Source organism: Mycetocola zhujimingii, from assembly GCF_003065425.1.
In the GTDB taxonomy this organism is placed as follows: domain Bacteria; phylum Actinomycetota; class Actinomycetes; order Actinomycetales; family Microbacteriaceae; genus Mycetocola_A; species Mycetocola_A zhujimingii.
Map to the genome: position 1 here is coordinate 2,768,732 of NZ_CP026949.1, position 14,328 is coordinate 2,783,059.

11 protein-coding genes are annotated in these 14,328 nt (G+C 65.3%); 5 read left to right on the forward strand and 6 right to left on the reverse strand.

The features are described from left to right. Positions 1 to 57: 57 nt before the first annotated feature. From C3E77_RS13220 to C3E77_RS13235, 4 genes are all read right to left on the reverse strand, one after another. Positions 58 to 2,703 (reverse strand): glycoside hydrolase family 2 protein, encoded by a 2,646-nt coding sequence (locus C3E77_RS13220; RefSeq protein ID WP_108392176.1) that lies wholly within the window; start codon positions 2,701 to 2,703, stop codon positions 58 to 60. A gap of 90 nt (positions 2,704 to 2,793) precedes the next feature. Beyond that, positions 2,794 to 4,164: an extracellular solute-binding protein gene (locus C3E77_RS13225; protein WP_108392178.1), complete on the reverse strand. Its 1,371-nt coding sequence runs from the start codon at positions 4,162 to 4,164 to the stop codon at positions 2,794 to 2,796. Positions 4,165 to 4,271: 107 nt separating this feature from the next. Beyond that, positions 4,272 to 5,156, reverse strand: a complete 885-nt coding sequence (locus tag C3E77_RS13230; protein WP_108393370.1) for a carbohydrate ABC transporter permease — start codon at positions 5,154 to 5,156, stop codon at positions 4,272 to 4,274. Positions 5,157 to 5,161: 5 nt separating this feature from the next. Beyond that, positions 5,162 to 6,352, reverse strand: coding sequence for a carbohydrate ABC transporter permease (locus C3E77_RS13235; protein ID WP_198410493.1), 1,191 nt, complete (start codon positions 6,350 to 6,352; stop codon positions 5,162 to 5,164). A gap of 104 nt (positions 6,353 to 6,456) precedes the next feature. Here C3E77_RS13235 and C3E77_RS13240 point away from each other — a divergent pair, with 104 nt between their 5' ends. The 4 genes from C3E77_RS13240 (at position 6,457) to C3E77_RS13255 (ending at position 10,859) form a co-directional block, all read left to right on the forward strand. Continuing rightward, entirely contained in the window at positions 6,457 to 7,518 is a 1,062-nt protein-coding gene (locus C3E77_RS13240) for a LacI family DNA-binding transcriptional regulator (protein WP_108392182.1), read from the forward strand. A gap of 5 nt (positions 7,519 to 7,523) precedes the next feature. Further along, complete coding sequence (locus C3E77_RS13245) at positions 7,524 to 8,861, forward strand: MFS transporter (protein WP_108392184.1); 1,338 nt, start codon at positions 7,524 to 7,526, stop codon at positions 8,859 to 8,861. 15 nt (positions 8,862 to 8,876) lie between these two features. Further along, a complete protein-coding gene (locus tag C3E77_RS13250; protein WP_234031216.1) occupies positions 8,877 to 9,854 on the forward strand; it encodes a ribokinase in 978 nt (325 codons plus the stop codon). A 135-nt stretch (positions 9,855 to 9,989) separates the two neighbouring features. Beyond that, entirely contained in the window at positions 9,990 to 10,859 is an 870-nt protein-coding gene (locus C3E77_RS13255) for a sugar phosphate isomerase/epimerase family protein (protein WP_108392186.1), read from the forward strand. A gap of 77 nt (positions 10,860 to 10,936) precedes the next feature. On the opposite strand, the gene C3E77_RS13260 is transcribed toward C3E77_RS13255, so the two are convergent. Then, on the reverse strand, positions 10,937 to 11,770 hold the full coding sequence (locus C3E77_RS13260; RefSeq protein ID WP_108392188.1) for an oxidoreductase: 834 nt from the start codon (positions 11,768 to 11,770) through the stop codon (positions 10,937 to 10,939). Between the two features lie 128 nt (positions 11,771 to 11,898). Here C3E77_RS13260 and C3E77_RS13265 point away from each other — a divergent pair, with 128 nt between their 5' ends. Continuing rightward, a complete protein-coding gene (locus tag C3E77_RS13265) occupies positions 11,899 to 12,432 on the forward strand; it encodes a GNAT family N-acetyltransferase (RefSeq protein WP_108392190.1) in 534 nt (177 codons plus the stop codon). Here C3E77_RS13265 and C3E77_RS13270 read toward each other — a convergent pair. Further along, entirely contained in the window at positions 12,429 to 14,159 is a 1,731-nt protein-coding gene (locus tag C3E77_RS13270) for a chromosome partitioning protein (protein ID WP_108392192.1), read from the reverse strand. The genes C3E77_RS13265 and C3E77_RS13270 overlap by 4 nt on opposite strands. Positions 14,160 to 14,328: the final 169 nt, after the last annotated feature.

Genomic DNA, 14,328 nt, shown 5'->3' on the forward strand with positions numbered 1-14,328 from the left:
CGGCGGATGCGATCGTGCCGCATCCGCCGCCTGGCAGGCTACCCGGGGCTGGCAGCTCTAACCGAGCCGCGCCGCATCGACGACTGCACGCGCAAGGGTCGCCGCGACAGGCGACAGGGCCTGCGCGTGCCGCAAGCGCAGCGTCGTGAGTGTCACGCTGCCCTCACTCCAGCGCACGGTCGCCGTCGTGGTCGCGGCTCCGCGCAACCAGCCGGAGAAGATCCCCGAGTACACCCTGGCGGAACGGATGGCGTTCGGAATGCCGGTGAGCACGTGCTCACCGAGCAGATCCTCGAATGCGATGCCGAGGAGAGTGCTTCCCGGGACGTTCTGGAACGGGCCCGAGCGGTCAAGCCATTCGCTGCGCGGCACCCAGTCGCCGTCACCTGAGCGCGGGCCGATGCGGCCGGCGGTGAGCAGGTCGAACGCCCCGTCGAGGGCGTCCGGTTCTTCGACCAGCACGAGCACCCGGCCACCGTCGCTGGCGTGTGCACGGGCAGCGGCGTCGAAAACCGTCGTGACCAGGAGCGAATCCGGTTCCAGCTCGGCGTCGCAGCCGAGGCCGATGGACCGTGCCCAGTCGGCGATACCGCTGTCTGCGGCGACAACCGCCCGGCCGGCATCCGCACCGACGGGCGCAACGACGACGAGGTCTGCGGCGTCGCGGGCAGCCACCTCACCGTTCACGACGAGTTCTGCGGCGAGCTCGTACTGGCCGGGCTCGCTCGGCACTGGCACTGACATGCGCGCGGTCGACCAGCGCTCGGCGTCGTCGGGGATCGTGAAGATCTCGACGCCATCGAGCAGCACCCGGACGGTACCGGCGACGGGCGCAGGTGCGGACCCGGTGCGGGCCGGCACCGTCGTGATGCTCAGCGCGAGGCTGTCACCGGTCACGGCGCTGTACGCGTCGGGCCGAAGGGCGATTGCCCGGTCGCCGTTGGCGAGGGCAAATTCAGCGGTACCGGTCTTCGGTGTGCGGTTCATGTCGAACAGCCCGTTGGCCTCCCACTGCACATCGCTCAGCTGCGTCAGCACGTAACCGCTGATGCTCGGCTGCATCCGGATGGATGTGGTCTGGTAGCGGTTCGCCACGAGTTGCGCGTGGTGCAATTGCGCGACGAGGTCCTCCCACGTGCCGAAGACCCGGTCGAGACCGAGTTCAGCGAATCGTTCCATCAGGCGGGTGCCTTCCGCCGCGCCGTACGCCCAGTTGGCGCCGAGGCCAAACCACCACGGTTCCGCTCCGTCGGTGTACTGGTCGCGCACAACCGGCAACGCCCAGTTTCCGAACTCGGAGAGCATGAGGGGCTCGGTCCCCGAGCGTTCCGCGTCACCATAACCGGAGTAGGTCCAGTCGGGGCGGGCGGCGAATTCCTCGATCTTCTCGTCCCATTCTCGACGCGACTCGGGGATGCCACGGTAGACGTGGTAATCGTCGACGTCCGAAACCATGTGGAAGTTGGGGAAGCACGCGGAGTTGTCGACGACGAGGGAGCCGAGAGCGACAGCCTTGATCCGGTGGAACGCATCGGCGAGCCAGCGCCGCTGGCGCCCGCTCGTCATGTCGAGCCCCCAGGACTCATTGATGATCGTCCACATGACGATGCTCGGGTGATGCTGGTCAGCGGCGATGAACCGCTCGAGCATCGCGAGTCCTTCGTCTGCACCACTTTGGGTCCAGACCATCCAGCTCGGGAGCTCAGTCCAGACCAGCATTCCCATCCGGTCGGCGATCTCGTAATAGCGCGGATCCGGGCGTTTGATGTGCACGCGGAGCATGTTGAAGCCGAGGGCACGAGTCTCGTACAGCAGCTCTTCCCACTCCTCGGTGCTCTCGGGGATCGGTGCGGAAGACGGGTGGTAGTCCTGGTCGAGAACCGCACGCACCTCAAGTTCGTGGCCGTTGAGGAAGAACGCACCGTCGCGTGCCTCGATCGTGCGGAAACCCGTGCTTCGTGAGACGACGTCGGCTGTGCCGTCGGCGGCCTCCAGCCTGAGCGTCACCGTGTAGAGCGCGGGCTGGTCGATCCCCCACAGCTGTACATCAGGAACCACGACTGTCCCGTTGTACCGGCCGTCGTGCTCGGGCAGCTCGGCGCGAGCGACGACCTCGTCGCCATGGCTGACCGTCACTTCTGCCCGCGCACCGGGGAGCGAGGCGATGGCGCGAACATCGATGGTTCCCGTCGGGGCATCCGCTCGCACCTCGATCTCAGCAATGTGGTGCAGTGGCCTGGTTTCGATGAAGACCGACTGCCAGATGCCCGCCGATGTGCCGTACCAGGACTGCTTGCCGTGAGGGACCTCGAGGTAGCCCGGCTCGGCATCGGTGTCCGTGCGCGGCGGATAGGCCACAATCACGTCGAGTGAGTTCGTCCCGGCGATCACGACGTCGCTCACGTCGAGGGAGAAGGCTTCCCAGGCCCCGACGTGGGTTCCGACCACGGTTCCATTGAGCCTGACCTCGGCGGAGTGGTTCACGCCGTTGAACACGAGGTGCACACCCGCAGTGCCGGGCGTCCAGTCGAACGTGCGCCGGTATCGGACGCTCTCGTGCGAGTCGCCGTGGCCGGCGATCTGCGCGGTCCAGGCACCGGGCACGATCACGTCTTCGGGTCGTCCATCGGTGTCGTCGCCGTCGAGGAGTTCGAGCTCCCAACGGCCGTCGAGGGAGAGTCGTTCGCGAGGGTGCAGGCTCATGTGCCCATCCTTCTTGATAATGAGTGGATCAGAGCCGTGGCCCGCCCCGAAAACGGGAGCGGGCCACGATTGTGGTGCGGATTAGTCCTGCTACTTCAGTTCCTGGCCGACGCGCTGCTGCGCCTCGGTCAGTGCTGAGTCGAGGTCTTTTCCGTTGAACCAGACCTCTTCGAGCTGCTTGTGGATCAGCGACTTGATCGCCGTCCAGTTCTCGACCTGCGGTACGAAGCTGATGTTCTCAAGCGCCGTGTCGGTGTAGTTCGCACGCTCGGGAGCGTTCGGGTACTCGGCGGATTCAACGACCGAGACGCGAGGGGCAATGTGCCCGGTCGCGGTGGCCCAGACGCTCGTGTTCTCGTAGAGGAACGAGGCGAATTCAAGCGACGCACGGTACTTCACCGGGTCGTTGTCCTTCTGCACTGGCAGCACCCACATGTGCGAGGACGCCCAGACTGCGGCTTCGTCCATGATCGTCGGGAAGTCGGTGACCGTGTAGCCGAAGGTCGCCGTCGATGCGTACTCGTTGACGCCCCAGGTGCCGTTGACGAGGATTGCGGACTCGCCGTTCTTCCACTCCTCGATCGAACCCGAGTAGTCGGCCTTGGTGTGGATGTAGCCGTTGTCGATGAGCTCCTGAAGCAGCTCCATCGCGGCCTTCGCCTCGGCGGAATCAACGTTTGCCTCACCGTCGACGATGAGGTCAGAGCCCTGCTGGCGCACGAACGAGTAGAACATCCGCCATGCCATGTCGTCGTTGGCGAACCCGACGGACATCAGAGGCTTGCCGGTCTTCTCTTTGACAGCCTGTCCCATGGCCATGAGCTCGTCGGCGTTGGTCGGCATGACGGGCCGGCCGTCGGCGTCCATGTAGCCGGCAGCGCCGAGGACGTCGGTGTTCACGTGGGCGAGGATCGCGTGGGAGTCGAACGGAACCGCGAACGTCTTGTCGTCGTAGGTGACCGAGTTCTGGGCCTGCTCGGTCGCGTCGTCCATGTCGATGTCGAGCGCTGCGGGGTCGAACGACACCAGCTGGGCACGGCGCGCATAGTCAGACAGCGCGTAATCGTGCAGGTTCGCGATGTTCGCGGGTTCTCCACCGGCGATCGATGCGTTGAACGCGTCGTAGTACGAGTTCCAGTCAGCACCACCGAGGCGCTCAACAGAGATGCCGTGCTCGTTCTCGGCATTGAACTTGTTGGTGAGAATCTGGATCGCTTCACACTCGGATGCCGCCATCGCGAGGTCGGTGACGCCCTTGGTGGTCTCCTCGCAGTCGCCGAACATCCGCGACATCGTGATGCTGGTTCCCTTGAGCTGCTCGTCTGTGACCGCTTCAATCTTTGCCGTCATGTCATCGTCTCCGGCGGCTGTGCCGGTTCCGGTTCCAGTGCCACAGCCGGCGAGCAGCATCGATGCTGCCGCGACCGTCGCGAGAACCGCTGGGATGCGTTTTCCGTTCATGTCTGTTCCTGTCTTGTTAGGTTCGTGTTACGGGTGTTCGTGTTACGGGTGTTACGAGTGGACCTGCAGAACAAATGCAGGGGGAATGCGACTGCGGGGCTGGTGCCCTACTTGCCGCCTGAGGTCATTGAGATTCCGCGGATGAGATGGCGCTGGAAGAGCAGGAAGATGATCAGCAGCGGCAGTGATCCCACGAGCCCGCGGGCCATCAGGCTGCCGAGTTCGGTGGCCTGGGCGAAGTTGCCCTGGAGTGACGCAAGGCCGGTGGTGATCGTGAACATCTCACTCTTCGTCGCCGACACGAGTGGCCACAGGTAGTCGTTCCAGGTCTGAACGAAGGTGAAGATCCCGAGCGCGAACATGCCGGGGGTTGCAAGCGGCAGCATGATCGAGAAGAACGTGCGCCACGGCCCTGCGCCGTCGACGCGCGCCGCTTCCTCCATCTCGAGCGGAATCTTCGAGAAGAACTGGGTCATCAGGAAGACGCCGAGGGGAGCCGCGATCCGCGGCAGAACGAGCGCAGCGTAGGTGTTGTGCATCTCCGCGTCAGCGACCATCGTGAAGAGCGGGATGAACATCGCCTCCTTGGGGATCATCAGCCCCGCGAGCACTGTGGCGTATACAAACGTGCGGCCGGGGAACTCGATGCGCGCGAAGGCGTAGCCCGCCATCGCGCAGAGGAGCACCGTCAGGACCGTCGTGACGATGGCCACGATGGCGCTGTTGAGGAACCAGCGGCTGGTGAGTCCGACGGAGAAGACACCGAAGACGTTGTCGAGTGTGAAGTCCCGCGGGATCAGTCCGGTGACACCCTGGCTCAGCGTCGCGTTGTCGCTGAGCGCGAGCGACAGCATCCACAGCATGGGAAGAAGCCAGACCAGCGCGGCGACGATCATGGCGAGGTGCCACCAGGTCGCACGCGTCGCGGTGTGCCGTGCTGCGACGAGACCGGGCGCTGCGGCGCTCGTCTTCCGGGTCGGGGGAGGGCTCATGACGTTCACTTGGTGTCGTCCTTTCCGAGGAAGCGCATCTGGACGACGGAGACGATCAGCATCAGTGCGAAGAGGAAGAGTGACATCGCCGACGCGTAGCCGAGCTCGAAGTCGCGGAAACCGGTCTGGTAGATGTGCCGGATGAGCACCTCGGTCGAGGTACCGGGGCCGCCACCGGTCATGATGTTCACCTGACCGAAGACCTGGAACGACGCGATTGCCTGCATCACCATGACGAGCAGGATGACGTGACGGATGCCGGGAAGCGTCACGCTCACGAACTTGCGCCACGGGCCGGCACCATCGAGCGATGCGGCTTCGTAGAGCGACTTGTCGACATCCTGCAGCCCGGCGGCGAACATGACGAGGTTGAACCCGACGGTCCACCAGATCGTGGTGATGATGACCGCGGTGAGCGCCGTGTTCGAATCACTCAGCCAGGGAATCGGGTCGATGCCGAGCGGGGTGAGGATCTGCGCGAGCAGACCCTGGCCCGGTGAGAGGAAGTACGTCCAGATGAGGGTGACCACGGAGACCGGGAGGATGTACGGGAGGAAGAACGCCATCTGGTACCAGCGGGATCCGCGCCGCTGTCCCTGCAGCGCAAGGGCCATGACGAGACCGAGCAGGGCGATGATCGGAGTGGAGATGGCTGTGAACAGCAGGGTGTTCTGCAGGGCGATCCAGAACGTCGGGTCGTACCAGTAACCGTCTTTGCCCGGCGCAAAGCCGAGGGCGACGAACACCCCGAGCAGGCCGAGGACGCCGGCAACACTCCAGACGCTGATGTGCCTGCGCTTGATCGGGCCGACCAGCAGCACCGCAACCAGGGCGAGCACGCCGATGCGCCACCAGAACAGGTTGGTGATCGACCACTGAATGTCGACGCCCCAGAGCATCCGCTCATAGTTTTCGAGGCCGATGAACTCGCGAACGGACCCGAGCAGGTCCCAATCGAAGAAGCTCATCTGGGCTGCCTGGAGAACCGGGTACAGCACGAAGACGAGGTACAGAACCGCGAAGGGAGCGACGAAAGCAAAGCCGTACTTCAGTCCGGCCTGAGAACGCCGTTTGCGGGGCAGTCGCGGCGGGCGCTTCCTGGTCGCTTGGGCCGCTTGATCGAGCGTCAGCGTCATCGATTCCTTGCCTTCCGGTTTGCCACGTTGCAAAAACTGCACGAGGGCTATTGTGTTCATGACCGTGATGCTTTGTCAAACGCTGTCATACGCACCTTTGCCACGTTGCATAAATCGGTTCACCGTCACGCCTCGTTGTAGGCCAAGATGGTCAGGGAGGGAACATGGCAACCAACATTCACGACGTCGCGAAGCTTGCAGGCGTGTCCCCCCGCACGGTCTCCAACGTCGTCAATAACTACGTGCACGTCAGGCCGGACACGAGGCAGCGCGTGCAGGACGCCATCGCCAAGCTCAATTACCAGCCGAACATCTCCGCCAGACGGCTCCGCCAGGGCAACACCAAGATGCTCGGTTTCGCCGTGCCCGAGCTCTCCCAGCCGTATTTCGCCGAGCTGTCCGAACTCGTCGAGCGGTCTGCCCAACGCCGCGGATACACGGTGATCGCAACCCACACGCAGGGAACGAAAGAGCGGGAACTGGGCACACTGAAGAGTTTCACCTCCCACCTCGTCGACGGGCTGATCTTCAGCCCGATGTCCCTGACCAGGGAAGACCTCTACTCGGCTCCCCCGAGCGTGCCCACCGTGCTCATCGGCGAGCAGATCTCGACGTCGTCCTATACGACCATCGCCATCGACAACGTCGGTGCTGCACGGGAGATCACCGCGCACCTCATCGCCTCGGGCCGACGCCGCATTGCGACCGTGGGAGCGTACCGATCGGACGACTACCGGAGTTCCCGGTTACGACTGCAGGGCTTTCAGGAGGCCTTGTCAGCTGCGGGGCACAGCCTGGACCCCGAGCTGCTGCTGTACACCGATCGGTTCGGCACCGCGGCGGGGTACGACGCTGTCGGCCGCGCGCTCGCTGCGGGCATCCGCTTCGATGCCCTCGTGTGCTTCGCAGACGTCATCGCGTTCGGAGCGATGCGTGCACTCGCCGACGCGGGACTACGGATGCCGGAGGATGTTGCCATCGTCTCAATCGACGACGTTCAGGAGTCGACATACTCGATTCCGTCGCTGACGTCGGTTGCACCAGACAAACAGGCGATCGCCGACCGAGCGGTCGATACCCTCGTCGACGCCATCACCTCGGAGCGGGTGAATCCACGCAGCATCGAGATCGGGCACCGTCTTGTCGTGCGTGAGAGTTCACGGGCGCGGGGCGAAGACACGGCGGATCAGGGTTCACCCGCGAGTCTGCCAGTGCCAGTAGCCTGAGCACCATGACCACGAATGCGGGCAATGGTGCAGCGACGGCGGCACGCCCCCTCTCCGAAACACCGACGAAAACCTCGACCAAGCAGGTACTGGCGTGGGGCTTGTGGGACTGGGGCTCCGCATCGTTCAACGCCGTGATCACGACGTTTGTCTTCACCGTCTACCTGACGAGCGACGCCTTCGGTGAAGAGGCCGCCGTCTCGGCCCAGCTCGGCTGGGCGCTCGGCGCCGCCGGTCTGCTGATCGCCATCCTGGCCCCCGTCACCGGGCAGCGCTCAGACAGCTCGGGCCGCCGCAAGTTCTGGCTCGCCGTCAACACCTACATCGTCGTCGGGATCACCGCGGCCATGTTCTTCGTCGAGCCCGACCCGAGCTTCCTCTGGCTGGGGCTTCTGCTCGTCGCCGCAGGAAACATCTTCTTCGAATTCGCCGGCGTGAACTACAACGCGATGCTCGCCCAGGTCTCGACGCCGAAGACCATCGGCCGGGTGTCGGGCATCGGCTGGGGCCTCGGCTACCTCGGTGGAATCGTATTGCTGCTCATCGTGTACTTCGGCCTGATCCAGCCCGACGTCGGCATCTTCGGAATCACGGGCGATGACGGCATGGATATCCGGGTGACCGTTCTGATTTCCGCGATCTGGTTCGGCCTGTTCGCCCTTCCGGTGCTCCTCTTTGTTCCCGAGTACAAGGGCGTCGGTGCCAGGCGCGACAAGGTCGGATTCTTTGCCTCGTATCCCCGTCTCTTCGGCGACATCAAGAAGCTCTGGAACGAGAGCAGGCAGACCGTGTACTTCCTGATCGCGAGCGCGGTCTTCCGCGACGGACTCGCTGGAGTGTTCACGTTCGGCGGGGTACTCGCGGCTGGCTGGTTCGGTTTCTCGCCGGGTGAGGTCATCATCTTCGCCATCGCCGCGAACGTCGTTGCGGGTATCTCGACGATCACCGTCGGTCTGCTCGACGACAAGCTCGGCGCAAAACCGGTGATCATGGCATCCCTCATCGGACTCGTCCTCGCCGGTCTTGCCGTCTTCTTCCTCCACGACGGTGGTGCGATCATGTTCTGGATCTTCGGACTCGCGCTCTGCCTGTTCGTCGGACCGGCGCAGTCGGCCTCACGGTCGTTCCTGGCCCGCCTCATCCCGGCCGGCCGCGAGGGAGAGGTCTTCGGCCTGTACGCAACGACGGGTCGTGCCGTGTCGTTCCTCGCTCCGACAGCGTTCGCCATCTTCATCACCATTGGCGGAGAGCAGTACTGGGGGATCCTCGGCATCATCCTCGTCATCCTCATCGGACTTCTCCTGCTGATCCCGGTACAGGCGAAGCAGAAGCAGCTGGCGTAGCCGCGAAGACTCTCGATGAGCGATACACCACAGCAGAAGGACACCATGAGTTCTCGACCGTCAGCATCGGCATCCGGTGGCGTGCTGATCGTCGGAAGCATCAACGTCGATCTCACGACCTTCTCGTCGAGGCTCCCGGCTCGAGGCGAGACGATCATCGGCGACGAGTTCACGCTCGTGCTTGGCGGCAAGGGTGCGAACCAGGCGGTCGCCGCGGGGCTCGCAGGGGGCAACGCGCACATGGTCGGCTGCGTTGGCACCGACGTCTTCTCCGACGTCGCGAGCGGCGGGCTTACGGATGCCGGCGTGCACGTCGACCACGTCCGCTCGGTTCCTGGTCCGACCGGAGTGGCGCACATCCGGGTCGATTCATCGGGCGAAAACGACATTGTGGTGGTTCCCCTCGCGAACTCGTCGCTCAGCGAGTCACAGATCGACGATGCGTTCGAGGCTCTCGGGGCGAGCTGCCGGGTATTGCTCACCCAGCTCGAAATCCCCTGGGCGCTCACGCAGTACTCGATCAGGAAGGCGCACGACGCCGGACTCACTGTCGTCCTCGACCCGGCGCCAGCCACAGCTCTCGACGACGCGATCTGGCCGCTCGTCGACATCGTCACTCCGAACGAGACAGAGGCAGCGATCCTCACCGGCATCGAGGTGACCGATGAGTCATCGGCGGTCGAGGCGGGTCGCTGGTTCACCTCCCGCGGCGCGACCAGCGCCCTCATCACTCTGGCGGCTGCTGGAGCGGTTCTGGTCACGGCGACGAGCGCCGAACGGTTCGACTCCATTCCGGTCACCGCCATCGATACGACGGCAGCCGGCGATGCATTCGCCGGCTACCTTGGCGCTTCGCTCGCCGACGGCCTCACGCTCACCGACTCGATCCGTCGCGCGATCGCCGCTGGAGCGCTCACCGTGACGCGGCAGGGTGCTTCCCCGAGCCTCCCCCACCGTGATGAGGTCGACGCGCTGCTCGCTCGTTCCCGCTGACGCACCCGGGACAGAAACTGACCTGGGCCGGGGTTGGGGATGTGCCGTACGGCCTGTCTCTCTGCCATGCCACCGGAGTAATCTGCGGAAACGGGCTTCGCACCGGCGCGGCCACCGGGGTGGAAGGACACGATCGTGCTCATCGGCGCACACGCTCTCGTCTTCTCAGGCTCATTCGACGCCGCGGGGCTGACCCTCGCGATCGAGAAGACGAAACAGGCGGGATTCGACCTGATCGAAATCCCCCTCATGGACCCTTTTCATTTCGATCGGATGCTTGCGGCTCGCCTCCTGCAGGAAAACGAGCTCGCGGTCAGTGCGTCCCTCGGACTGAGCGAGGCAACCGACCTCACGAGCAACGACCCCGACGTCGTGGCTCGAGGCGAACGGATGCTCGAGGAGTGTCTCGAGATCGTGCACGCAATGGGTGGAAGCGATCTCTGCGGCGTGATCTACAGCGCCATGAAGAAGTACATGGCCCCGGCCACCCCGGCAGGTCGCGCGTCGAGCGCCGCCGCTCTCGCCCGGCTGGCGTCACGGGCCGAAGGTCTCGGCATCCGGTTGTCGCTTGAGGTCGTCAACCGTTACGAGACCAACCTGATGAACACGGGCAGGCAGGCGCTCGCGTTTCTCGACGAGGTGGGGCACGACAACGTCTCGGTGCACCTCGACACCTACCACATGAATATCGAGGAGTCGGATCTGTACACCCCGGTCCTCGACGTCGGCAACCGGCTGGGTTACGCGCACGTCGGCGAGAGCCACCGCGGTTATCTGGGTTCGGGCACGGTGGACTTCGGCTCGTTCTTCCGCGGTCTCGCCCGGATCGGCTACGACGGGCCCGTCGTGTTCGAGTCGTTCTCGTCGGCGGTGGTGAACGAGGAGCTGAGCAGGATGCTCGGCATCTGGCGCAACCTGTGGGACGACCCAGACGACCTCGGCGCGCACGCGAACCGGTTTATCCGCACCCAGTTGCGCGCAGTGGAGACCATCGCGCTGCATTAGGCGCGAGAGCCGCCTTCAGATGCCGCAAAACCGCGGTATGCCGACGCCATTCCGCGGTTTTGCGGCATCTGAACGCGCTATTCCTCCGGGTAACCGGTGCTGAGGCTGAGGTCGCGCCAGGTGTCGGCGTCGTTGCGCTCCCGGGCCGCCAGCGTCTCGAAGCCGTCGATGGCGTCGGCGCCGAGCAGCAGGAGGAGGGGTGCGTTCGGGGATTCGACCGCCGTGATGATCGCCTCGGCGGCGAGCGCCGGGTTGCCCGGCTGGGTGCCGTGCACCGTGTCGTTTTCCTTCCGCCGCTTGCCAGCGGTCTCGGCATAGTCCGGGATGGCGACCTCAGACTGTGCCAGTGATCGCCCGGCGAAGTCGGTGCGGAATCCACCCGGTTCAACGACGGTAACCGCGATTCCGAGGGGCTCCAGTTCCTTGCGGAGGGAACCGGACATGCCCTCGAGGGCAGCCTTCGACGCCGCGTAGTACCCGGACCCCGGCGGTGTGAGGCGCACACCGATGGAGGAAATGTTGACGATGGCCCCGGAGCGGCGTTCGCGCATCGCGGGCAGGACCGCCTTGATCATGGCGACGGCTCCGAAGAAGTTGGTGTCGAAGAGCCGCTGGACGTCCTCGGGGGTGGCTTCCTCCACGGCGGACCGATACCCGTAGCCCGCGTTGTTCACGAGCACGTCGACGGTGCCGAACCGGCGCTCAGCCTCCCGGACGGCTGACTCGACCTGCGCCGGGTCGGTCACGTCAAGCGAGAGTGCGAGGGCTGAGTCGGGGGAAGTGTCGGCGATGTCCTGCACCGTCGACGCATCGCGCGCCGTGACGACGACGTTGTTCCCGTGAGCGAGCACGGCGGTCGCGAGCGCGCGACCGAGGCCTGTGGAGCAGCCGGTGATGAGCCAGGTGGACATCTGAGTTCCCTTCGACGGGCGCCGGGCGGAGGAGGCCGACGCGCTCCGAGACTAATGCCCAGTGCCGCGGCACGAAAAGGGCTTGCACCGGACAGCGGGAGGTGTCGCTGTGCCGGTAGATTTGGTCGATGCGCGACGCCACCTTCTCCATCCGTCCCACCACCGACGCCGACTGGCGCGAGGTCAGGAGGCTCCGGCTCGAAATGCTCGCGGACACGCCGATCGCTTTCGGAGAGACGCTCGCTCACGCACAGGCCGTGGGCGAAGCCGAGTGGCGGATGCGTGGCAGGCGAGGCACGAGCGACGGCGGAACCGTGCTCGTCGCGATCACTGGCGACGGCCGATGGGTGGGCACGATGGGTACGTACAGGCCGAACGGAACGACGGTGCCGATGCTCGTTGGCGTCTACGTCACACCTGAGTTCCGGGGCGAAGCGGCCGGTGTCACCTCCGCTCTCCTCGAGGGCGTCGAGCAGTGGACCAGGGAGCGATCCGACCGGATCACCCTGCACGTTCACGAAGACAACACCCGGGCGCACGCGTATTACCTGAAGAAGGGTTACCGCGACACCGGTGTGACCATGCCGTACGACCTCGACCCGAGTAAGCGCCAACTCGAGATGGTCAAGATCCTCGCGTCGGGCGAGGCCGGACCGGCCTAGAGTCCGTCGGCGACCGCCGCCGTCACCTGAAGCCACGCTTCGCGGGTCTGCGGAGAGAGCACGTCGACGTTGAGCGGTCCGCCGCCCTGGAACCCGGGGTCATAGGGCACCTCGAGCACGACGCGGGTGAGGGCCGAAAAGTGGCTGCGCAGCCGCTGGGTCAGCTCGGGCTGCACGGTGTCTCCCGGTGACGAGAGGATCGTCACGGCCTGGCTGACCTTGTCCTGGTGCCCCTTCTGCCTGAGCCCGTCGATGAGCCACGCAGCACTCGCCGCGGTCTCCTCGTTCACCGTGGTGACGACGACGAGCTGGTCGGCGGCTTCGACGGCCGCTTCCCAGTTGGACGCACGCATGTTGTTGCCCGTGTCGATCACAAGCACGCGGTAGAACCGGCTGAGTGTCGAGTGCAGGCTGCGGAAGGCATCCGCATCGATTGTGGATGACGCCGCGGCGTCCTCGTCAGAAGCGAGCACGTCGAACTGGGCGTCGCCCTGCCCGCGCACATAGTTGTCGAGGTACCCGACGCGCGCCGACTCGACATCGGAGAACCGTCCGAGGTCGCGAAGCAGGTCGACCGCCGTGTTGGAATGCACCGACGGCTGGGCCCGCCAGCCAAGGGTGCCGCGGGTTTCGTTGTTGTCCCAGGCGAGCGTCGATCCACCGCGGTGAGTACCGAAGGTCGCGGCGAGCAACAGTGTTGCCGTCGTCTTGTGCGCTCCACCCTTCGGGTTGAGCACGACGATGGTGCGCGGCCCCTTGAGGCTCCGCTGGACCCGCCGGATCGCATCACGATGGGCGCGCTCGGCCTTGCCTGGGCGCGGCGAGATCAGTCCGCCCGTCACACGGCGGACGGCCCCCTGCCAGCCCTGCTTCGCCGGGCCCTCCGGGGCCGATGGTCGCGACTGGAGGAAATCCTCGAGAGTGGGCGCGGCTTCCGGTTCACCCTCGGTCGACGGCGCGGATGCCTTTTCCCACCTGCCCGGTGTCGGCAACAGCTGGTCAAAGGTCAGCTCGGCCGCCTCCGATGAGGCAGTGTGCTCGGCCGACCTTCCGGCGTCGGGCCGCGCAGTGGGCGATGGAGCACCCTCCGCTGGCGCGGCGGATCCGGAATTGTTCTGCGACAGGTCGCTCTCCTCTGAATAGGACCGGAAGGTTGACCTCCGTGTCGGTGCCGGCTCGGAGCCTTTGTCGTTGTGCGGCGTCGGCTCGGATCCGGACTCGGCGAAGTCGATGAGGTCATCGATACCGAAGGGGGGCGGAGGAATCACCGGCGTTGCCTCGCCGAAGGCGGGGTTCAGCACGGCTCGCGTTGGGCCAGCCCCGCGAGCTGGTCCTTCCGCCGGAGACGGCTGGCGGGTCGGCCTGGTCTCGGGTTCCGGCTCCTGTGTATGGGCGGGCTCGGATCCGGACCCAGCCGCTGTCGCGCCCTGCGCCGCTGCACCGGCATCCGGAACAACAGGACCCTCTGACTCGACATTTCCGTCGGGGTGAACCGACAGCAGGTAGACCCCGTCGAGGTCCGTGATCGCCACCAGCACCCGTTGGTTGCGCGCCTTCGCCTCGTCGGTGACACGCGCGATGATTGCGGCTCGAACTTCGGCGACGTCGTTTGCCCGGATGTCGGACTGCGCGCCATCGACCGAAATCATGCCCGTGCCGTCAGCTCGGGCTACGGCGGTTATCCACGGCTCACTCAGCTCAGTGGACTCGTTCGGCTCGTTCGACACGTCAAGTCACCATCTCTATCAGCGGCTGATCAGTTCCCGTGCGGGCTTCACATCGGCCGGTTTCCAACTACCAGTATCGCCTGACCCACATTCGGGGGGCGAATCCTGACAGCGCCTCACCGCGGAGCGGCGCCGCAGCATACGTGTTTGGATCGGTTACGGGTGCCGC